18 protein-coding genes, 1 tRNA gene and 1 pseudogene are annotated in these 21457 nt (G+C 61.7%); 10 read left to right on the top strand and 10 right to left on the bottom strand.

Annotated features, from left to right (window positions below; translation table 11 throughout):
- Window positions 1-57 precede the first annotated feature (57 nt).
- Together TM49_RS12730 and TM49_RS12725 are read right to left on the bottom strand one after the other, a co-directional pair.
- A tRNA-Ala gene (locus tag TM49_RS12730) sits at window positions 58-133 on the bottom strand.
- 357 nt (window positions 134-490) lie between these two features.
- Window positions 491-889 (bottom strand): TIGR02300 family protein, encoded by a 399-nt coding sequence (locus tag TM49_RS12725; protein WP_045685201.1) that lies wholly within the window; start codon window positions 887-889, stop codon window positions 491-493.
- Between the two features lie 241 nt (window positions 890-1130).
- Between TM49_RS12725 and TM49_RS12720 the strand changes: the two genes are divergently transcribed.
- Window positions 1131-1706: a transglycosylase SLT domain-containing protein gene (locus TM49_RS12720; protein ID WP_483127880.1), complete on the top strand. Its 576-nt coding sequence runs from the start codon at window positions 1131-1133 to the stop codon at window positions 1704-1706.
- A gap of 6 nt (window positions 1707-1712) precedes the next feature.
- Here TM49_RS12720 and TM49_RS23660 read toward each other — a convergent pair whose 3' ends face one another.
- From TM49_RS23660 to TM49_RS23925, 3 genes and pseudogenes are all read right to left on the bottom strand, one after another.
- Window positions 1713-1862: a hypothetical protein gene (locus tag TM49_RS23660; protein WP_158498631.1), complete on the bottom strand. Its 150-nt coding sequence runs from the start codon at window positions 1860-1862 to the stop codon at window positions 1713-1715.
- Window positions 1859-2374, bottom strand: coding sequence for an alginate lyase family protein (locus TM49_RS12715; RefSeq protein ID WP_045681737.1), 516 nt, complete (start codon window positions 2372-2374; stop codon window positions 1859-1861). The genes TM49_RS23660 and TM49_RS12715 overlap by 4 nt, the downstream gene beginning before the upstream one ends.
- 41 nt (window positions 2375-2415) lie before the next feature.
- Window positions 2416-2784, bottom strand: a pseudogene (locus tag TM49_RS23925) (hypothetical protein).
- Window positions 2785-3098: 314 nt separating this feature from the next.
- Between TM49_RS23925 and TM49_RS12705 the strand changes: the two are divergent.
- The 5 genes from TM49_RS12705 to TM49_RS12685 all read left to right on the top strand — a co-directional run bounded on the left by TM49_RS12705 (window position 3099) and on the right by TM49_RS12685 (window position 8611).
- Complete coding sequence (locus TM49_RS12705) at window positions 3099-4277, top strand: Gfo/Idh/MocA family protein (RefSeq protein WP_045681735.1); 1179 nt, start codon at window positions 3099-3101, stop codon at window positions 4275-4277.
- Window positions 4278-4289: 12 nt separating this feature from the next.
- Window positions 4290-5174: a carbohydrate ABC transporter permease gene (locus tag TM49_RS12700; protein ID WP_045681734.1), complete on the top strand. Its 885-nt coding sequence runs from the start codon at window positions 4290-4292 to the stop codon at window positions 5172-5174.
- Window positions 5171-6028, top strand: coding sequence for a carbohydrate ABC transporter permease (locus tag TM49_RS12695; RefSeq protein ID WP_045681733.1), 858 nt, complete (start codon window positions 5171-5173; stop codon window positions 6026-6028). The genes TM49_RS12700 and TM49_RS12695 overlap by 4 nt, the downstream gene beginning before the upstream one ends.
- A gap of 143 nt (window positions 6029-6171) precedes the next feature.
- Window positions 6172-7389, top strand: a complete 1218-nt coding sequence (locus tag TM49_RS12690) for an ABC transporter substrate-binding protein (protein WP_045681729.1) — start codon at window positions 6172-6174, stop codon at window positions 7387-7389.
- Window positions 7390-7477: 88 nt separating this feature from the next.
- Window positions 7478-8611, top strand: coding sequence for an ABC transporter ATP-binding protein (locus TM49_RS12685; RefSeq protein ID WP_045681728.1), 1134 nt, complete (start codon window positions 7478-7480; stop codon window positions 8609-8611).
- A 143-nt stretch (window positions 8612-8754) separates the two neighbouring features.
- Here the strand turns inward: TM49_RS12685 and TM49_RS12680 are convergent, their stop codons facing one another.
- Together TM49_RS12680 and TM49_RS12675 are read right to left on the bottom strand one after the other, a co-directional pair.
- Entirely contained in the window at window positions 8755-10215 is a 1461-nt protein-coding gene (locus TM49_RS12680; protein WP_045685200.1) for a M81 family metallopeptidase, read from the bottom strand.
- A 55-nt stretch (window positions 10216-10270) separates the two neighbouring features.
- The gene (locus tag TM49_RS12675) at window positions 10271-10753 is read right to left on the bottom strand and encodes a hypothetical protein (protein ID WP_045681726.1); all 483 of its coding nucleotides are present in this window, start codon (window positions 10751-10753) and stop codon (window positions 10271-10273) included.
- A 297-nt stretch (window positions 10754-11050) separates the two neighbouring features.
- Here TM49_RS12675 and TM49_RS12670 point away from each other — a divergent pair, with 297 nt between their 5' ends.
- Genes TM49_RS12670 through TM49_RS12655 form a run of 4 tightly spaced genes read left to right on the top strand, consistent with a single transcriptional unit; the run spans window position 11051 to window position 16614 of the window.
- The gene (locus tag TM49_RS12670) at window positions 11051-11914 is read left to right on the top strand and encodes a MurR/RpiR family transcriptional regulator (protein ID WP_045685199.1); all 864 of its coding nucleotides are present in this window, start codon (window positions 11051-11053) and stop codon (window positions 11912-11914) included.
- A gap of 34 nt (window positions 11915-11948) precedes the next feature.
- Complete coding sequence (locus TM49_RS12665; RefSeq protein ID WP_045681724.1) at window positions 11949-13868, top strand: beta-N-acetylhexosaminidase; 1920 nt, start codon at window positions 11949-11951, stop codon at window positions 13866-13868.
- Window positions 13869-13875: 7 nt separating this feature from the next.
- Window positions 13876-15345, top strand: coding sequence for a M81 family metallopeptidase (locus tag TM49_RS12660; RefSeq protein ID WP_045681722.1), 1470 nt, complete (start codon window positions 13876-13878; stop codon window positions 15343-15345).
- A 60-nt stretch (window positions 15346-15405) separates the two neighbouring features.
- On the top strand, window positions 15406-16614 hold the full coding sequence (locus TM49_RS12655; RefSeq protein ID WP_045681721.1) for an MFS transporter: 1209 nt from the start codon (window positions 15406-15408) through the stop codon (window positions 16612-16614).
- A gap of 41 nt (window positions 16615-16655) precedes the next feature.
- Here TM49_RS12655 and TM49_RS12650 read toward each other — a convergent pair whose 3' ends face one another.
- The 3 genes from TM49_RS12650 to TM49_RS12640 form a co-directional block, all read right to left on the bottom strand.
- Window positions 16656-18080 (bottom strand): hypothetical protein, encoded by a 1425-nt coding sequence (locus tag TM49_RS12650; protein ID WP_144409553.1) that lies wholly within the window; start codon window positions 18078-18080, stop codon window positions 16656-16658.
- Window positions 18081-18438: 358 nt separating this feature from the next.
- Entirely contained in the window at window positions 18439-20208 is a 1770-nt protein-coding gene (locus TM49_RS12645; protein WP_045681717.1) for an IlvD/Edd family dehydratase, read from the bottom strand.
- Between the two features lie 108 nt (window positions 20209-20316).
- Entirely contained in the window at window positions 20317-21348 is a 1032-nt protein-coding gene (locus TM49_RS12640) for an aldo/keto reductase (protein ID WP_045681715.1), read from the bottom strand.
- Window positions 21349-21457: the final 109 nt, after the last annotated feature.

Below are 21457 nucleotides of genomic sequence, written 5' to 3'. Positions count from 1 at the left end.
ATCGCAGAAGACGGGCTTGTAAAGGAAACGGGTTTTGCGGGAAGAGAAGAAAAGACTTGGTGGAGCTAAGCGGGATCGAACCGCTGACCTCCTGCATGCCATGCAGGCGCTCTCCCAGCTGAGCTATAGCCCCATCCTTTGAACCGTTCTGGGCCGGTTCGAAGCGACGGTGTTTCCGTCGGGTGGCGGCTTGTTACTGTGGTTTCCGGGTGGATGCAAGCCCGAAAAAGCGCTGTTTAAAAAAAAAGTGACGCGGTCCCGGAAAACCGGGCGTCGTGCAGCTTTAATGGTCCGAGATCGGAGATCGCCGGCCTCCGTTTTTGCCGCTCACGGCAGCAGTTGTGCCGACAATGCGGCCCTCCGGGGAATCACGGGCCGCGCTCGAAACGGCCGCCTTTCCAGTCCCTTGGCATGGCGCACAACAAAAAACCGCCAGACGCGGACGTCGGCGGTTTTCGGTCGGATCTACGCCTATCGGAAGACGCGAAACTCAGTTTTCCTCGTCGTCGTCGGATACGCCGATGATGCCCGAGACGTCGTCATCATCATCGTCATCTTCCTCGAGGAAGGTGTCGTCGTCATCGTCGGAAAGGTCGACGTCGTCATCATCATCGTTGCTGTCGACATCCGGCATGTTGTCGGAGGGACTGTCGTCGTCGGAGGCTTCAAGCGAAACAACTTCGGCTTCATTGTTCTCGGAATCGACTTCCGCGACTTCGCTTTCCTCTTCCTCCCGCTCGACGGCGGCGATCGAGGCCGTGTCCTCGAAATAGGATAGCGGCCAGGAATTACCGGAGTAGGGAGAAACCACCGGGTCCTTGTTCAGGTCATAGAATTTCTTGCCCGTATCGGGACATGTTCTTTTGGTGCCAAGATCCGCTTTCGCCACGATCAAACCCTCTCATGTTTCGGTTGATGGCTGGCATGCCGGGCGCATTCCGCGCCTCTTCTAAGGCGGTCCCCTTATCGTCCTGCAGCCCGTCTGTCAAAGGCAAAAATGCGCTGCAAACCGAAGCCGCCACAATGCGCGCGACGGACCGGAGGCAAATACGCCGGCCGCCGTTAACCATTTTTAAAAACCTTTTCTTAAACTCCAACCTCTAGACAGTTTGCCCATGACTATTTCGCGCCTGTCCGCCATAGCAGCTCTGCTCTGCATCGCGTTTCTTTCGGGTTGTTCGACCACGGTCAGCAACGTCGGAAACAGTTGTGCCATTTTTGCCCAGAAGGACGGTCTTTTCGAGAACTGGCGCCGCGAAGCGCAGAAGGCCTCTCGCGATTACGGCGTGCCGGTTTCCGTGCTGATGGCGACGATCTACGTCGAAAGTTCCTTCGATTCCCATGCGCGTCCGCCGCGCAAGAAAATCCTGGGCTTCATCCCCGGCAAGCGGGCGTCCAGCGCGCTCGGCTATTCGCAGGCGCTTGACGGCACATGGGACGAATACAGGGCCCGCACCGGCCAGCGTGGTGCAAGCCGTACCGATTTCGGCGACGCCATCTACTTCATCGCCTGGTACCACTACCAGAGCCATATCCGTAACGGCATCGCCCTCAACGACCCCTACAACCTCTATCTGGCCTATCACTCCGGTCATGTCGGCTACTCGCGCGGCGTGTGGAAGAGCCGGCCGGTGGCCATGAGCGCCGCGGCCCGCGCCCAGAAGATGACACAGATCTACGAGCAGCAGCTCGCCCGCTGCCCGTAACCCGGTCTAGTCTGTCGACGGCGTCTTGCGAACCGAAAAGCAACCCGGCTGCATACGCGGATTGTTGCGGTAGATCAGGGTCAGGTCTCCCCCGAGCTTGGAATTGACCAGCGGCCGCCGCGGTGCCAGATCGCGATCAAGATTGCCGTCCGTCACGAGCGCCAGATAGGCCTCCAGCCAGGCGATGGTAAAGCTCTCCTGATTTTCGAGGCCCGCAGGGACCGTCTGGGCGACGCCGGTGATCGCGACAACCTTCGACGGATCGGCGATAGCGGCGAGCGCGAATTCGACTGCCCTCCTGATCGCCCCTGCTCCGCCTCCGAATAACCCTGCCCGGCATGACAGAGGAGCGCCGCGGATGCTGCCAGCGGCGCCAGCGCGTGAAGCTGGTAGTGCAGCGCATAGGCGCCGCGCCGCATTTCGTAGGGCAAGCTGCCGTCGGCCTCCTCCGTCGAAAGAACCGCGCGCTGGCTCTCGAGCGCCCAGTCAATGAAATCCTGACGATCGAGGATCAGGCCCGCCTCGGTCACGGCATAGGCCGCCCAGAGCCGCAGATTGCCAAGCCGGGCCATCGGCGGCGCTTCATTGTCCCAATAGTTGAAGTGATCCACAGTATCGACCAGCCGGGATTCGAGATCATCGACCTTGCCGCGGCCAGCACCACTCATTTTCTCATCACACGCCGCTTTTACGAAGGGATCGTATATTTTTACGTCATAACCCTGTGAAAACCGGTCTTTTCAGCAAGGGCCGCACCGATCGTGGCGCTCAGCGCCCGAACCTGGGACAGCCCGATCGCGCCGTCGGCCTCACCCGGTGTCCCGACGCAGATGATCGAAAGATCGTTTCCGGCAAAGGCGGCTGCAATGTCCGTGGTCGCGGAGAGCCGGCCGGCCGTGCGGTTGCGGGCCACCAGTTCGCCAAGCCCATCCTAGACGATCGGCGTCCGGCCGACATTGATCGCCTCGACCTTGGCCGGATCGATATCGACCGCAACCACCTCGTGCTTCTGGTCCGCAAGGCAGGCGGCCGAGACTGTGCCCGTATAACCTATGCCGAATACGCTGATCTTCGCCATGCACGTCTCCCTTGATCGGTCCAAACGCCTTTCGACACGTTCAGTAGCCAGTTTTCCGGTCTTTTCCATCGCTTTCGGCCAATGGGTTTTCAACAGGCCAGACGCAAAAAGCCCAATGACAGGGCCATTGCCTTTAATCATCTGAATGGCCTTGCTCGCCAAGCGCTGCATGCTACACTTGCAACACCAAATGCGCGCGTCCCATGAAAATCATTTTCATGAATTCATTTTCCGTATGAAAATTTGTTGACGTCCTGGGTTTCTTGCACCAGTCTGAAGAAAATAAATTACGAAAATGTCGGGAACAGTTTTCTATGAAAGTCGCTATTATCGGACTCGGATTCCGTCTTGGTTATCTTGGCGCGGTGTTCCGCGAAATGGACCCGGACTTCGAGATCGTCGGCTACGTCGACCCCAATCCGGCCGGCCTTGAGACGCTCCAGAAGGACAATATCTCGCCCGGCACGTCCTACGAGACGCCGGAGGCGATGATCGCGGCCGAAACCTTCGACCTTCTGATGATCGGCTCGCCCAATTTCATGCATCTCGATCACATCCGCATCGGCCTAGAAGCCGGGCTGACCGTGTTTACCGAGAAGCCGATCGTCACCTCGATCGAGGAAAGCTATAAACTGGCGGCTCTGCTCAACACCTATGGCCACGACCGGCTGCTAGTCGGCCTCGTGCTGCGCTACTCTCCGCTTTACCGCGATCTGCGCACCGCCCAGGCCGAAGGCCGTCTCGGCGACATCGTATCCATCGAGGCCTCCGAACATATTGCGCCCTATCACGGCGCGTTTTTCATGCGCGACTGGCGCCGTTATGCCCGTTATGCCGGACCGTTCATGCTGGAAAAATGCTGCCACGACCTGGACCTCTATAACGGCGTCGTCGGCGCACGACCGCGCTATGTCGCCTCCTTCGGCGGCCGCAAGAGCTTCACGCCGGCCAATGCCCCGCAGGGCACCGGCGCCAACGACATCGAGGTCTATCACCGCAAGCCGAGCGGCTGGATGGGCGCCGACAAGGTGTTCGACAGCGACGCCGACATCATCGATTACCAGACGGCGACGATCGAATATGAGAACGGGGTCGCGATGACCTTCCACACCAATCTCAACGTGCCGGACGAATTCCGCCGCTTCTGCGTGATCGGCGCCAAGGGCATGGCCGAGGGCGATTTCGTACGGGGCTTCTTCAATGTCCATGATGCCCGCACCAGCGAGAAGACGGTGTCGAAGACCTATACGGCACCATCCGAACGCTCGGCGCATTACGGTGCCGACGAGCAGATGGCGGAGGACGTGATCGCCCATATCACCCGCGGCGTACCGCTTCCCGTTTCCGCGCTCGACGCCATCGAGGCCGGCATTCTCGCGCTCGCCATGGACGAGGCCCGCAACGAGCACAAGGTCGTCGACCTTTCGCCCGTCTGGGCGCGCTATGACGCGCTTCTGCATGGTGAGGCGCAGGTCGCGGCGTCGGCCGGCTGAGGGAGAGCGAAAATGGATCTGAAACGAAGCGCAACAATCTTCGCCTGGGCCCTCCTCCTTCCCGCTCTCCTCTATCTGGCGCTGATCGTCGCCTACCCTCTGGTCGACACGATCAAGCTCTCCTTCACGGATGCCTCGCTGAGGCGCACCTATGACTGGGTCGGCCTGAAGAACTACTTCGATATCTTCGAGCGCGGCTTCGGCAGCGTTATTGTCCGCACCTTCATCTGGACCTTCTTCTCGGTGGCAACCAAGATGGTGATCGGCACCTGCGGCGCGGTGCTGCTGAATGCCGCAGTTCCCGGCAAGACCATGTTCCGGGTGCTGACCATGCCGCCGTGGATCGTGCCGATGGCGATCGGTATCTTCATGTGGGGCTGGATGTATAACGGCCAGTTCGGCATGATCTCCGGCGTCGCCCAGCGCCTCGGCATCCTTGACGGCCCCTTCCCAATCCTTGCCACCGGCACCTCGGCCTTCATCGCCACGATCGTCACCGATGTCTGGATCGGCGTGCCGATGGTGACGATCTACCTGCTCGCGGCCATGCAGTCGATCCCGAGCGACCTCTACGAGGCAGCCTGGACCGACGGCGCCGGCCGCTTCTACCGCTTCCGCCGCATCACCCTGCCGCTCATCGTTCCGGCCATGGTGACGATGTCGATGCTATCGCTGATTTCGACCTTCAATTCCTTCGACATCATCTGGATCCTGACCAAGGGCGGCCCGTCGAGCGCCACCACGACGATGATCATCGACACCTACAAGGTCGCGATCGGCTCCTACAAGTTCGGCGCAGGCGCCGCGCGCGCGGTGTTGATCTGCATCTTCCTGTCGATCTTCTGCTTCCTTTATTTCCGCGCCGTCAGCCGCTTTTCCGGAGAGGCCGCCCGATGAAACCGACCGCCCGCATCCATCATTATCGCTGGTACGAGCTGATTGGCATCTATGCCGGCCTGCTTCTGTTCCTCGCATTCGTGCTGGCGCCCTTCGTCGAGGGCTTCATGGTCTCGCTGAAGCCGCTCAACCATCTGTTTTCCTCGCCCTATAAGTTCTGGCCCGAGGAGGCGTCGATTGATGCCTATATCAACATGTGGGAGCGGGTGCCGCTGCTCGGCCGCTACATCCTCAACTCGATCTTCATCGCCGGCGTTGGTACGCTGCTTTCGGTGATCTTCGTGACGCCCGCGGCCTACGCCTTCGCCCGTTTCGATTTCAGGGGGCGCGGCCCGCTGCTCGGCATGTTCCTCGCCGTCAACATGTTCTCTGGCGCGGTGCTGCTCATCCCGCTGTTCCGCCTGATGCGCTCCTTCGGGCTGATCAACACCTATTTCGCGATGATCGTTCCAGGCGTTGCCTTCACCATCCCGACCGGCATCTGGCTGCTGCGCACCTACATGCTGCGCATCCCGCGCGAACTGGAAGAAGCCGCGCTTGTCGATGGCGCGAGCCGTTTCTACACCTTCCGCCGCGTCATCGTGCCGCTTGCCATGCCGGGCATCGCGGTGGTCGCGATCGCCGCATTCCTGACCATTTATGCGCAGCAGTTCATCTATGCGCTGACGTTCAACTCGAAGACCGAATACATGCCGCTACCCGTCGGCCTCTATGCCTTCTTCGGCCGCCAGGAAGTGATCTGGAACGAGCTGATGGCCGCGAGCTTCGTCGGCATCCTGCCGGTCTTCATCGTCTTCATCTTCCTGCAGCGCTATCTCGTCGCCGGCATGACGGCGGGTGCTGTGAAGAGCTGACGGGCCTAAAGCCCGCTCGACCTTGGCGGTCGGGGGAGAAACACGACCGCCATAACCAACGGCAGATCCGTTCTGTCGCGTGTCTACGGCCCGCACCGTCCACGGGCCCTCGGTTAACTGGACGACACACAGGGGAATAAGAAATGCGTGACTTCAGGAAACTCTGCTTCGGCGTCGCAGCACTCGCGCTGGTCGCTTCGGCACCAATGGCCTCGGCCGACGACCAGGTCGTCTCGATGATCCAGTGCGGCGACGAGCTTGCCGAAGGCTATGACGGCTTCATCGCCGAGTGGGAGAAGAACAATCCGGGCTTCAAGGTCGAGACGGAAGTCGTCGGCTGGGGCCAGTGCCAGGAAAAGGCAACCAACCTTGCAGCCGCCGGCACGCCGATCGCGCTCGCCTACATGGGCTCGCGCACGCTGAAGCAGCTCTCCGAAAACGGCCTGATCGTTCCGTTCCCGATGACGGATGAGGAAAAGGCGAGCTATTACCCGCACATCGTCGACACCGTTTCCTTCGATGGCGAGCAGTGGGGCGTTCCGGTCGCCTTCTCGACCAAGGCACTCTACTGGAACAAGGACCTGTTCAAGGAAGCCGGTCTCGATCCGGAGACCCCGCCGAAGACGTGGGACGAACTCTACGACATGGCGAAGACCATCAAGGACAAGACCGGCACCCCCGGTTTCGGCCTGACGGCGAAGAGCTTCGACAACACCATGCACCAGTACCTGCACTGGGTTTACACCAATGACGGTCAGGTCGTGGATGCAGACGGCAACATCGTCCTCGACAGCCCGCAGAACCTTGAGGCGCTGCAGTGGTACAAGAAGATGGTCGACGTCGCCGAAGAAGGCCCCACGGCCTACGAGCAGGACGAACTGACGCCGCTCTTCAACGACGCCAAGGTCGCCATGATCGAACAGGGACCATGGGTGCGCAACCGCGTCAATGACGACCTGAACTGGGGCGTGGCGCTTCTGCCGCAGGGCCCGAAGGCCAAGGGTCCCGGCACGCTGCTGATCACCGACAGCCTTGCCGTCTTCGATGGCACCGGCGTCGAGGAACAGGCGATCAGCCTCGCCAAGTGGCTGACCAATCCCGACAACCAGTTCTACTATGAAAAGACCCACGGTCTGACGCCGCTGCGTCCGGTTCCGGGCGTTGAGGAGATGGTTGCCGAAGACCCGACCTGGAAGCCGTTCCTCGACGGCATCGAGTTCGGTGGTCCGGAGCCGCTCTTCACCGACTACCAGGCGTTCCAGAACGCCATGGTCGATATGGTCCAGTCCGTCGTCATCGGCTCCAAGGAGCCGGCCGACGTGCTGTCGTCCACCGCCTCGGAAATCGAAGAGTACAAGTAACAGCCCCGCCGCCCGGCGTCTTCGCCGGGCGGCCCTTTCTTCGCTGGCCACGGCGGCCATTGCGGGAAACACGCGGCAGGAGAGACCTTTGGGCCAGCTCAATCTCAAGAATATTCACAAGAACTACGGCATCTACGATGTCATCAAGGGCATCGACCTCGAGGTGAACGAGGGCGAGTTCGTCGTTTTCGTCGGCCCGTCGGGCTGCGGCAAGTCCACGCTCCTGCGCATGATCGCGGGGCTTGAGGACATCACGTCCGGCGACATCACCATCGACGACGCCCGCGTCAACAATCTGCCGCCCGTCCGGCGCGGCATCTCGATGGTGTTCCAGTCCTACGCGCTCTATCCGCACATGACCGTCTACGAAAACATCGCCTTTCCGCTGCGTGTGCAGAAGATGGCGGAAGCGGAGGTGCGCGAGCGGGTCGAGGCGGCAGCCGGTATCCTTCAGCTCGGCGAACGCCTGCAGCAGAAGCCGGGCATGCTTTCCGGCGGCCAGCGCCAGCGCGTCGCCATCGGCCGCGCCATTGTCCGAAAACCGAAGATTTTCCTGTTCGACGAGCCGCTTTCCAACCTCGACGCCGCATTGCGCGGCGAGATGCGCATAGAACTGACCCGCCTTCACCACGACCTGAAGGCCACCATGATCTACGTGACCCACGACCAGATCGAGGCCATGACCATGGCCGACCGCATCGTCGTGCTGAATGCCGGCGACATCGCCCAGGTCGGCGCGCCGCTGGAGCTTTACCACAAGCCGCAGAACCTGTTCGTCGCCCGCTTCATCGGCAACCCACCGATGAACTTCCTGCCCGTCACCTGCACCGGCGTGAGCGAGGCCGGCGTGACCGTCGATTACAAGGGGCAAACGCTGACCGTCCCGGTCGAGCCAAAAGCCGACCTCGAAGGCCAGACGCTGACTCTCGGCGTGCGTCCGGAGCATACGCGCCTCGGAGGCGGCGATATTTCGATCAAGATCACTCCGACCGTCATCGAGCGCCTCGGCATCAACACGATCGCCTACGCCACCTTCGGCGAGGATGTAACCTTCTGCTCGCTGACGCCGGGCTCGGCGCCCGTGCGCGTCGACGAGGAGGTCACCATCGGCGTCCGCGCCGCCGACTGCCACCTTTTCACGGAAGATGGCAACGCGCTGGAACGCCGCGTCGAGCTGACGGACTTCGATTTCGAAACGGTGATGGTGCCCGAGGCGACGTAATCCGGGTTGTTCGGCGCTCCCGCACGGACCCCAAATCTTCTTGCCCCGGCGGGGAGAGAAGATTTGGGTGCAAGCGCCGACCCTTGCGAAAAGACTATGTACCCGTCAGCCGCGAGAGCGCGGCGACAGCCTGCCGCCCCTGATCACCCGTGCGGATTGGCGACCATCGGCCAGATGTCGCGGCGGGCGTGGCGGTAGGCCGTGAGCGCCGGATTGTTCGGATAGGGCCGGCCGGCGGCGCAATAGATGATCTCACCTGCGATCCGGGAAAAGGCCGCGTGGAAATGGTTGGTCGACTTGATCACCAGGATATCGCGCGACGTCGGATCGATACCCATCACGGAAAACAGCGACGGATCGTAGCTTTGCGCACGCACCGTGTTCAGGATGATGTCGATGCCGGCAAGGCGGATGGTGACGGCCGGACCGAAGGGCACGATACTGTCGCCGAAACGCATCTCGGCTGTTGGATTGATCTTCTCCACGCGCACCAGCCCGTCGATCGGATCGCCGGTAAACGGGGCAGACTTGGCGCCGAAACGCAGCGGGATTTCGGCCCCCTCGCCCGCCGCCATGCAGATGCTGACGGCTACCGGGTCCCAGATCGTGCCAACGGCGGCATTCTCGATGCCCTGGTCCAGCATTTCGGCAAGCACCACGGTGGCATCGCCCGCCGTTCCGCCACCGGGATTGTCCCACATGTCGGCGATGACGACCGGGCGCTTGTCGACAAGCGCTCGCGCCTTCTGCAGCGCTTCCTTCTCGTCGACTTCCGGCATGCGAAACGTGCCGCGCTTTTCGAAGAGCTTCAGCCCAAGCTCGCGGGCAAGCGTTGCCCCCTTCTCCGGCTTGCCGTTGGTCACAGCTATCATCTTCGTACCCATTTCGGGCACGTCGCCGGCCATGAAACCATGAATGACGGAGAGAGACAGGACATCGGGATCGGACTGTTCCAGCGCGAACAGGTTGTCGACGAAACTGCGCATCGGTTCGCGCGATGTCGGGAAGACGTCGATCATGCGACAGTCGAAGACCGACATCACCGGCTTCACCTTGCCTTCAAGCGTATCCAGCGCAATCCGCCAGAGATCGCGGGCGCGATCGACGAAATCGGTATGCGGGAACTCTTTGAAGACGACGAAGAAATCCGCCGCCGCAACGCGCTTTTCCGTCAGGTGGCTGTGCGGGTCGAGTTCGGCGCAGACGAGAACATCCGGTCCGACGATTTCGCGCACACGGCTCAGCAGATCGCCTTCCGGATCGAGATAGCCGGCGGCCACCATCGCACCATGCAGCCCCAGCACGACAGCATCGACCGGCATGGCGGCGCGCAACTGGTCGAGGATTTCATCGCGCAGACCCTCGAAAGCCTTGCGATTGACGAGGCCGGCGGGATCGGCCCAGGCGGCCGTTCCCTCGATCAGCTCGAACCCCTTCTCCCGTGCCATCTCGCGACCGACGGTGATCGGCGCGGTGCAGAGCGTCGGCGTTGCCGGGTGCTCGCCGGGCGCGGCATAGAAGGAGGCCACGAAGGCGCTGCGGTCGATGCAGATCGGCGAGAATGTATTGGATTCGGTCGCAAGCGCCGCCGTGAAAATCCGCATCGTCTTCCCCCCTGGCGCACCGTCCGGGTCCAGAACGATGCGCACTGTCATGATATCAGAATGGGTGCGGCAGGTAGCCGGTGAAACCGGCGATCTTCCAGCGTCCGTCCTCGCGACGGCAGTAATAGAGCGTCTGCCAGTTCATGGCGTCGAAGCTGCCATCCTCGAGACGAATGCCACCATCGAATTTCTTGCGCACCAGCGCAGCATCGCCGGAAATCTCGATTTCCTCCAGCGTCGTCGCATTGAAGATGGCGGTCTTCGGATCGTCGGCATAGCGGCCGCGGGCGAAGTCATTCGCCTGGCGAAGCCACTCGTCGCGGTAATGCGGAAGATCGGGGAAGCCGAGACGCCAGTCGTCCGGGTTCTGCTTGCGGCGGGCATCAAGCGCGTAGAAGCCGATCGAAACGAAGTCGTCTTCGACCATGCTCCAGTCGGCGGCAAGGAAGGCTTCGATGTCGCGCGGAACAAGCATTTCCCAGATCGCGCGGCGATCCTCATCGTGTTCGGGAAAAGGATTGCGGAAGGGATCGCGCATATCTCGCCACTTGTCTAAATTTTTTTCGTAAACGGGGTTTTTCTCTAGCCAGAAGACCGTTTTTATGGTGCCATGTCAACGAATAAAGAAAATAATTTGCATGAAATGGCGTTGCAAACCGCTCCGGTTGAGGTGACGAAAACTGACGGTCCATCCTGCGGCCTGCAGGTGCGGATCCGTCGGTGCTTTCCGGCAGAACGGCCACCGGCTTCCCGGCCCTGACCGATCCTTCCGGCGTTCGAAACCGGTTGCGGTAAAGCGCTTCTGCTCACGGGCAGGATGCTGCAGGGGAACGATATGGATATCTATATGGTGCTGCAGGAAGAGCGCGATCAATTCTCGCAGGCCGAGAAGCGCATCTGCGACATCCTGCTCAATGATTCCGAATTCGCGGTCAACGCCTCGATCGTCGAGCTTGCCGAACGCGCCGGTGTCTCGCCGCCGACGGTCACCCGCTTCTGCCGCCGCCTTTCCTGCCAGAACTTCGCGGATTTCAAGGTCCAGCTCGCCAAGACCGCCTATGTCGGCGTGCGCTACCTGAACCCGGAGGCGCGCAGCTCGGGCGCCGAGGATGTCGCCGCCGATGTCGTCACCAAGGCGCAGAACGCGCTGTTCCTGATGCACCGGTCGCTTGATCTTCAAAGCGTCGAGACCGCGGCCAGAATGCTCGTCGAAGCCGAAATGATCTACGCTTTCGGCTCCGGCGGCAACTCCTCGATGATCGCCGCAGAGCTTCAGAACCGGCTGTTCCGCCTCGGCAAGCGCATCACCACAAGCGCCGATCATTCGATGCAGCTGATGCTGACCGCGGCTGCGGGACCGAAGGACGTAATCATCGGCTCTTCGTTTTCCGGGCGCAATCACGAGCTTGCACGCACGCTCGACATCGCCGGCAAGGCAGGCATCGCCACCATCGCGTTGACCCAGAGCGGCAGCACCGTCGCCTCTGCCGCCGGCGTGGTGATCGGCGTCGACCTTCCCGAGGGCGAGAACATCTACCGCCCGACCTCCACCCGTTTTGCCTATCTGGCGCTCATCGACATACTTGCCAATCTTGTCGCCTATCTGAGCCGCGAGCAGTCCGCCCCCACGCTCAGAAACATCAAGAAGCAGCTCGTCCTTCATCGCGACAAGGACGACAGCCAGCTTCTCGGCGACTGACACCTGACATCACCGATAACAAAAGAGGGGTTTCATGACCAAATCCGCATTTCGCCTTGAAAACAGCTGGCGCCCGGTTGACGGCGATCCGACCGGCGCCTTCGATTTCAGCCTTCATAACCTCTCCGACGAGCCCCTCTCCGGTTTCTCGCTTGCCTACACCTCGCTGACGCGGGTGAGCACGAAATCGACCTTCGAGAATGCCGTTTTCGTCCACCGCAACGCCAATTATCACGAGTTCAGGGCGCCTGACGGACTGACGCTTTCGCCAGGCGAAAGCTGGCGTTTCTCGGTGAATGGCCTCACCCGGCCGGCCCAGCACCGCACTGATGGTGCCAAGTCCGCTTACCTCATCCTCGATGGCGATCGCTATGTCGACATCGCTGTGGACGACCTGATGCTTGCAGGCTCGACGGCCGAAAGGCCGCAGCCCCTGCTGCCCGAAGGCGAGGCCAAGGAGCCATGGTTCATCCTGCCCTGGCCGGCAGCACTTTCGCTCGAGCCGGCGGAAATGCCGCCCGTTGCCCTATACCCGGTTGCAGGCACAGAGATTGCAGCGGTGAAATCGGTCGACACCGTCATCGCGCTTTTCTCCCGCCTGTTCGAAAGCGGCCACGTACCCTTCAGCCTCGCGCCGGTGCAAGGCGGCAAGGCCTTGGCGTTCGAAGCCGACGACAGCCTCGGGAAGGAAGCCTACGCGATCACCTTCGGCGAGACCGTCACCATTCGTGCCGCCACCGCCACCGGCCGTCAGTATGCCCTGACCGTGCTGGCGCAGATGCTCTCGGCCGCGCGCAGCAAGGGCTCGGCATTCCGCTTCCCTGCCTCGGGCACGATAGAGGATCAGCCGCGCTATGGCTGGCGCGGGACGCACCTCGACGTGTCGCGGCAGTTCTACGAGACCACGGACGTCCTCCGCCTGCTCGATATCCTCGCCTGGCACCGGATGAACATCTTCCACTGGCACCTCACCGACGATGAAGCCTGGCGCCTTGAGATCAAGGCCTACCCCTCATTGACCGAAATCGGCGCCACCCGTGCGCCGGGCACGCAGATGCCGCCGCAGCTCGGCAATGGCGCCAAGCCGGTGCGCGGCTTCTACACGCAGGACGATGTTCTCGCAGTTGTCGCGCGAGGCGCGTCGCTTGGTATCGAGATCATTCCCGAAGTTGACATTCCCGGCCACTCGACGGCCGCCCTTGCCGCCCTTCCCGAGCTTGCCGACGGGCAGGAGGCGCCGGAGAGCTATCATTCGGTCCAGGGTTTTCCGAACAATGCGCTGAACCCGGCGATCGAAGAGACCTATGCCTTCCTCGGCAAGGTGTTCGACGAGATGGTCGCGCTGTTTCCAGCCCGCTACATCCATATCGGTGGCGATGAAGTGGCGAACAATACCTGGCTCGCCTCTCCGCTCGCCAAGGCGCTGATGGAAAAGGAAGACATCGAAGGCACATTCGGCCTGCAGTCCTATTTCATGAAACGCATCCAGAAGATGCTGGCCGAGCGCGGTAAGACACTTGCCGGCTGGGACGAGGTCTCCCACGGCGGCGGCGTGGAGCGCGACGGCACGCTGCTGATGGCCTGGCAGAAGCCGGAAGTCGGCATTGCCCTCGCAAAGGATGGCTATGACGTGGTGATGACGCCGGGCCAGGCCTACTATCTCGACATGGTGCAGGACGAGGCCTTTCAGGAGCCGGGCGCGAGCTGGGCCGGCACCGTGCCACCGAAGCACAGCTACCATTACGAGGCCGAAGGCGAATTCCCCGAGGAACTGAAGCCGAAGATGCGCGGCGTGCAGTCCTGCATCTGGAGCGAGCACTTCCTCTCGCGCGGCTATTTCAACCATCTCGTCTTCCCGCGCATCTCGGCCGTCGCCGAAGCCGGCTGGACTCCGAAGGCTCGCAAGGACTGGCTGCGGTTTGCCGCCCTTGCCCCTGCAAGCCCGAAACTGTGAGGCGGACATGACATTCAGGATCGCCGTAGGTGGTATCCACACGGAGTGCTCGACCGGCAATCCGGCGCTGATGCAGGCGGAGAATTTCCGCGTGCTGGCCGGCGCCGACTTGCCGAAAGCGGACTATTTCAGCTTTCTCCATGATGCGTCGGACGTCGAAATCCTGCCGCTGCTCCACGCCCGCGCCGTGCCGGGCGGCCCGGTTTCGGCACAGACCTATGAGGCGTTCAAGGCTGACTTTCTGGAACGCCTGAAGGCCAGCCTCCCCATCGACGGGCTTTATCTGGCCATGCACGGCGCGATGAACGTCGAGGGCATGGACGATGCCGAGGCCGACTGGATCTCGGCGGCGCGCGAAACGGTCGGTCCGGATTGCCCGATCGCGGTTTCCTACGATCTCCACGGCAATGTCAGCCAGACAATCGTTGACCAGATCGATATCTTCGCGGCGTATCGAACCGCGCCGCATATCGACATGCGCGAGACGATGGTCCGGGCCTATTCGATGCTGGTGAAATCGCTTGAGACCGGAATACGACCCGGCGTCATCTGGGCGCCGGTACCGGTGCTGCTGCCCGGCGAGCGGACCTCGACCGAGGACGAGCCCGCCGCCTCGCTCTACCGGCAACTTCCCGATATCGATACCCGCGACGGCATCTGGGATGCCAACCTGATGGTCGGCTACGTCTGGGCCGACGAGCCGCGCGGCACCGCATGTGCTGTCGTGACGGCGACCGACTGGGTGGCCGCGGAGACCGCTGCAAGCGAGATCGCACTTTCCTACTGGAACGCCCGCGAGGCGTTTTCCTTCGGCCCCGTCACCGGCCCGCTCGACGACATGCTCGATATTGCCGAAAAGGCGGAAACCAAACCCGTCATCCTCGCCGATTCCGGCGACAACCCGACAGGCGGCGGTGTCGGCGATCGCGCCGATGTGCTGAAGGCATTGATCGAACGCGACTATTCCGATGCTCTGATCGCCGGCATCGCCGATCGCCCGGCGGTGGAGAAATGCTTTGCTGCCGGAGAAGGCGCTGAAATAGATCTTTCGATCGGCGGGACACTGGATGAGAAGAGCCCTTCGGTGACGGCTCCGGTCAAGGTCATTCACCTCGACGATCCGGCAGGCGCCGACGAACGGCAGGCGGTGGTGACAACCGGCGGGCTTACCATCGTGCTTTCGGCACGCCGGCGGCCCTATCACAACATCGCGGATTTCACGCAACTCGGCCTCGACCCGAAAACCGTGCGGCTGCTGGTGGTGAAATCCGGTTACCTTTCGCCCGAGCTCGCACCGATCGCCAACCCGAACCTGATGGCGCTCACCGACGGCGCCATCAACCAGGATATCGAGGCCCTGCCGAATTTCCGCCGACAGAAGCCAAGCTATCCGTTCGAGAAGGATTTTGCCTATAGCCCGCTGCCCAGCCCTTCGAAAAGATGGGCTTGCGCGGATGACGCAAAGCGTGAGATGTGAGCTTCAATCACCCCTCAGGACATGGAAAGGCGTGCCCCGGCGGCACGCCTTTGTCACGCAATGCCTAAAACCCTTTCGCTCATTCTCGGCAATCCCGCGATCCGCATTTCTTCGGCGGGTGTGTTCTTCTTCGGCTTTGCCGGAGCGGCGACCTCGCCCTATCTCTCGATCATCGGCATCGACGAACTCGGCATGGCCGACCGCGCCTATGCGTTGGTGATGCTGCTCGGAGCCGTGGTCTCTGTGGCCGCAAGCTTGCTCATCGGCAATCTCACCGACCGGCTCGGCAGCTACCGGCTGACGCTGATTGCGACCGGACTTGCCGGTGTTTTCGGCTTCGGCATGGTCTACCTGCTGCCATCGCTTGCGACCTTCACCATTTCCAAGGTGATCTTCGTGCCGCTCTTCACCGCGCTCTATCCGCTGATCTTCGCCAATGTGCGCACCGAGATCACCGGCATGCCATCTGCGGAAATGGCGGCCGTGAATTCCGGTGTCCGGGCGGTGCTGTCGCTCTCCTGGGTGCTGGTGCCGGGTATCGTTGGGGCAGCCCTCGCCGACGCCGACAACATGCTGCCGTCCTTCCTGTTTTCAGCGATCAGCGCGCTCGCCTGCGTCCTGCTCTTCACCTTCGGCATGCCGAAGATGGACAAGACACCGCGGCTGCGTCCCACGGAACCGTTCTTCAAGGCGTTTTCCGCCTTTGCCGGCGCCGGGCTCTGGATACGCCTCGTCGCCATCGCGCTGATCACGGCCATGCTGCACATGAACGCCACGGTGCTGCCGCTGATCGTCACCAACCAGGCCGGCGGCGCCGTCTCGGACGTCGGCGTTCTCGTCGGCATTGTTGCAGCTCTCGAGATCGTCTTCATCATCTTCTGGGGCTATGTCGAGCGCGTCGTGCCCAATGTGGTCACGCTGGTCATCGGCACCGTGATCTACACCATCTACCTGTTCCTGCTCGGCAATGTCACCGCGCCGTGGCAGGCCTATGCGCTGACGGTGATCGCAGCGCTTGGCGCCGCCGCCATCATCTCCATTCCGGTGACCTATCTGCAGAACCTCATCGCCGACAAGCCGGGACTCGGAAGCTCGCTGATCTCGGTGAACATGTTTTCAAGCGCCGGCATCGGCGCCGGCCTGTTCGCGCTTGGCACCCACATCTCGAACTACGCCGGCGCCGCTATTCTCGCTGCCTTTGCCGGTTTCGTCGGCGCAGCCCTGGTGCTCTATCTCGACGGAATGCCGAGCCGGCGGAAGGACGGATAGCCCACCCGCCGGAGACGGCTTCGTTAAACACGTCGCGTGTCTTACGGGGCGACATACCCCTCGGGCTTGCGGTTGAACAATGACATCGACCCCGTTTTAGGATCCGCTGCAACGACGCATAGCAGATCGTCGTCAGGGAGTTTCAAGTTGTCGACGTAAGGCTGATTGAAAGGGGGGCTCGTTGCGGAAGTGGTAAAGTCGACCATCTTGGTCCCATCGCTCTTCCGCCAGCCAATAACCTTCTGGCCCGCCTTGGCGCTGCCTGCGAAGGAAGTTTCTCCGACGCTGTCGATATCCACACTGGCGACATAACTTTGCTCGAACACTCTCACGTAGGGGTCCGAAGGCTTACCGCCGAGCCCGAAGCTCGCGGTAAGCGATACCGTCGCCAGCGGTTGCAAGACCGGATCAAAACTGAGCTCCCAATCTCCGGTTCCATCGGTCGGTACCGGATCGTAGTATTTCACGGAGCCATCCGGCTGCGTCACCGTAACCGTGACATAGGTGTTTGTCTGAGCGTCGCCCCAGGCCTGATCTGCCAAAATTCCTTCAATTTCAGGCGGAATGGGACGTGGTTCAGTCGGTGGCGGATTGGGGGCCCCGCCAGCGGGCAGATCGGACGTCCACACACCATCTTCGGCGGCACCGCGCCAGACGAGCCGGACGTCCTTGTCGTCGCCGTACATTCCCGGCGAGTCATTCGTCGCCGCGCCGGCTATGGCAACCGGTTCGCTCCAATCCTGCGTGTCACTCGAACACGTCGACCAATAGACGCTGTTATCGGCCCGATTCCTCCATGTCATCGCCAGCCCGTCGTCCGAGTTCGCCAAAGCGGGTCCGTTCTGCGTATTGGGGCCGGTGACGGCATTCGCCGTCGACCAATTGGAACCATCGTATGAGCAATGGAGAATATTCTTCTGCTTGCCGTCATACCAGGCCAGGTGAAGGGCATTGCCACTGACAGCCAGCGCCGGAGTGTCGCTTATGTTGTAGGTGTCTGACAGCTCCTGCTGACCACCCCAATACTGCAAATCATAGGTCTTGTAATAGACGCTGTTGTCCCTACCCGCCCACGCCATGTACAAGAGATCATCATACACAGCCAGCGCCGGACCTAAGTTTGATGTGACCCCGCCAGTCGGGAACTGGTCGGTCCACTCCGTCCCAGTAAACCAGGACGTCCATATGCTGTTGCCACCGCCGAGCCACGCCAGGAAAATCCCGTTCTTGAAGGCCGCGACCGCTGGCGCAGACGTCGTTGCTGCTGCGGGATGCTGCTGCGGGCTGCTCCAACCGGTTTCCGTGAGAGTGGAGTACCAAACCCTGTTGCCCGTTTCTGTACGCCAGAACACCCAGTCCACGCCGTTCAGTCGCGTGCAACGTGGTCCGGATGAGGTTGTGTCGGAGCCAATCCGCGTCGGGTCGCTCCAGTTCGCCGTCGCACTATGTATAGCCTTCAGTCCCATGTCGGTTTTCCTTTTTCTGCTGCCTGGCGAGTCTCTGTAGAAAACCTGCCCACGCAGACTGCCAGCATCTCCAAAATACATCTTTAGGTTGTATTAATTCGAAGCAGAAATCAACCTCCGATTCATGGTGGCGACACAGCGTGACGAGCGAACAGGATCAGCAGCAGGCGCAGACGACAGCTGAACTAAAGGCTGGTTGTCCGACCCGGCCAATACCTAGAACAGCGGCTATCGTGCTAATCCACTGATATGACGTCAAGAACAAGACGCCGAAGAGCGCGCCCAGGAGAAACACCTCGCCGCTCATCAAAAAGTCAGGCGAAGCGACCACTCTCTTCACGGGAAGGCGACGAAACAATCAGTGATTGTGGCGCGGCGGACGGGACGCAATGTCGCGGAATTCTTCGGCGCCGCGAATGGTGGCGCCATCGGAAAGCTGGGTGACGGTCTGGCGATAGATCCGCTGCCAGGGGGTGCCGTCTTCCGGCACTTTCGGAACGCCATCCTGCTTGCGACGTTCGATCTCGTCAGCGTCTACCAGCATGTCGCAGCGGCCCTCGTTGAAATCGATGCGGATCGTGTCACCGTTACGCAGCCATGCCAGGCCGCCGCCTGCCGCACTTTCAGGTGCTGCGTTCAGGATCGAGGGGCTATCGGCCGTGCCCGACTGGCGACCGTCGCCGATCGTCGGCAGGCTGGTGATGCCCTTCCTGATCAGATGGTCCGGCGGCTGCATGTTGACCACCTCGGCCGACCCCGGCCAGCCGAGCGGCCCGGCGCCGCGCATCACCAGAATTGAGCGCTCGTCGATATCGAGCGCCGGATCGTTGATGCGGGTGTGATAGTCCTCCGAGCCGTCGAAGATCACCGCCCTGCCCTCGAACACGCCCTCGTGGCCCGGTTCCTGCAGGTAGCGCGCGCGGAACTCCTCGGAGACGACGCTCATTTTCATGATCGCGAAATCGAACAGGTTGCCGCGCATGACGCGGAAGCCAGCGCGCTCGCGCATCGGCTGATCGTAGGGCTTGATGACGTCCCGATCGTTCGATTGACGACCGGCGATATTTTCGGCCATGGTCTTGCCCGTCACGGTCGGACAGTCGCCATTGAGCTTGCCGGCCTGCATCAGCTCCCACATGATCGCCGGCACGCCGCCGGCGCGGTGGAAGCGCTCGCCGAGGAACTCGCCGGCGGGCTGGACATTGGCAAGCAGCGGTATGTCGTAGCCGCTTTCCTGCCAGTCGTCCTCGTTCAGCGCCACGCCCGCATGCTTGGCGATCGCCGCCAGATGGGGCTGGGCATTGGTCGAGCCGCCGATCGCGGAATTCACCTTCACCGCGTTGAGAAACGCCGCGCGGGTGAGGATGTCGAGCGGGCGGATGTTTTCCAGCACCAGTTCGACGGCGCGCCGACCAGTGCGGTAGCCCATCTGGCCACGCTCGCGATAGGGGGCGGGAATGGCGGCGCAGCCGGTCAGAGACATGCCGAGCGCCTCGGCCATCGCGTTCATCGTCGAGGCGGTGCCCATGGTGTTGCAATGACCGGCCGAGGGCGCGGAATCGAGTGCCGCCTCCAGAAATTCGTCGCGGTTGATTTCGCCCGCCGCGAGCTTGCGGCGAGAACGCCAGATAACCGTGCCGGAGCCGACCAGTTCGCCCTCGTGCCAGCCGTCGAGCATTGGCCCGCCGGAATAGACGATGGCCGGAATGTTGACGGTCGCGGCCGCCATCAGCGACGAAGGCGTGGTCTTGTCGCAACCCGTCGTCAGCACCACACCGTCGAGCGGATAGCCGTACATCAGTTCGACGAGGCCGAGATAGGCGAGGTTGCGGTCGAGCGCCGCGGTCGGCCGCTTGCAGTTCTCGAACAGCGGATGCGAGGGAAATTCGATGGCGATGCCACCGGCATCACGGATGCCGTCGCGCACCCGGCGCGCCAGTTCCAGGTGATGCCGGTTGCAGGGATTGATGTCGCTGCCGCTCTGGGCGATGCCGATGATCGGCTTGCCGGAGCGCAGTTCCTCCGGCGTGATGCCGTAATTCATGAAGCGCTCCAGATAGAGCGCTGTCATGTCCGCATGATCCGGATTGTCGAACCAGTCCTGCGAACGCAAGCGGCGGTCAGCCATTGTGCCTCTCTCCCTTGGCAAAAGCCGGCCCTCCAATGGCCAGCGGGCCACGGCGAATGTCGCCATGACCTCTCAGTCATAAACCCGTCTTCAGGGTTTCATCAAGCGTTAGCGACCACCTTCGATCTTGCGATGCCGCTGACCGACGCCACCGATGCCATAGGGATAGTCCGGTATCGGCTGGGTGCTGACCTCGGTGAGGCGCTTCAGCTCTTCGTCCGAAAGCCTCAGCTTTGCCGCCGCCATGTTGTCGGCAAGTTGTGCCTCGGTTCGGGCGCCGAGAATGACGGAGGTCACAGCCGGCTGGGCCGCAAGCCAGGCCAGCGCCACCTGCGCCATGCTGACGCCGTGTGCACTGGCGATATCCTCGACCGCGCCGAGAATATCCCAGGTCGCGGATTTGGAATTGTGCTTGTCATAGGCTTCCATGCCGCGCTCTGGGTTCTCGCCGAGACGGGTCGCGCCCGTCGGCCTCTGGTCGCGCTTGTATTTGCCCGAAAGCCAGCCGCCGGCGAGCGGCGACCAAGGCAACAGCCCCATGCCTGCATCCTGGCAGGCAGGCACGATCTCGTGCTCGATGCCACGCGAAAGCAGGTTATATTGCGGCTGCAATGTCACCGGCGCGGCAAAGCCACTCATCTTCGCCAGCCACACGGCCTTGGTCACATGCCAGCCGACGAAGTTCGAGAAGCCGTAATAGGCAATCTTGCCCGCAGAGATCGCGTCATCGAGGAAGCGCAGCGTCTCCTCGATCGGCGTCAGTGCGTCCCAGGCATGCATCTGGTAGAGGTCGATCTGCTCGACGCCGAGGCGTTTCAGCGAGGCTTCAAGTGCTTCCGACAGGTTCTTGCGCGACAGGCCGATGCGGTTCGGGCCATCGCCCATCGGGAAGCGGCCCTTGGTGGCAATCACCAGTTCGGTCGCCATGCCGGGCTTGTCCTTCAGCCAGCGGCCGATGATCTCTTCGGAAATGCCGGTCGAATAGACATTGGCGGTGTCGATGAAATTGCCGCCGGCCTCGATATAATTGTCCATCAGCCGGAACGACGTCGCCTCGTCGGATTCATCGCCGAAGGTCATGGTGCCGAGGCAGTAATTGGTGACCACCGTGCCGCTATTGCCGAGTTTGCGATATTCCATTGTTCACTCCTTCGATTTTCCCAGGGGCCAATGGCCCTCCTCCGTCCCGCGAATTCACCGGGACCTGCTTTCGGGATAGAACAGCCACTTCCATCACGCAAATTGATTA

Source organism: Martelella endophytica (genome assembly GCF_000960975.1).
Lineage (GTDB): Bacteria > Pseudomonadota > Alphaproteobacteria > Rhizobiales > Rhizobiaceae > Martelella > Martelella endophytica.
This window is presented reverse-complemented; position numbering and strand designations above follow the sequence as displayed.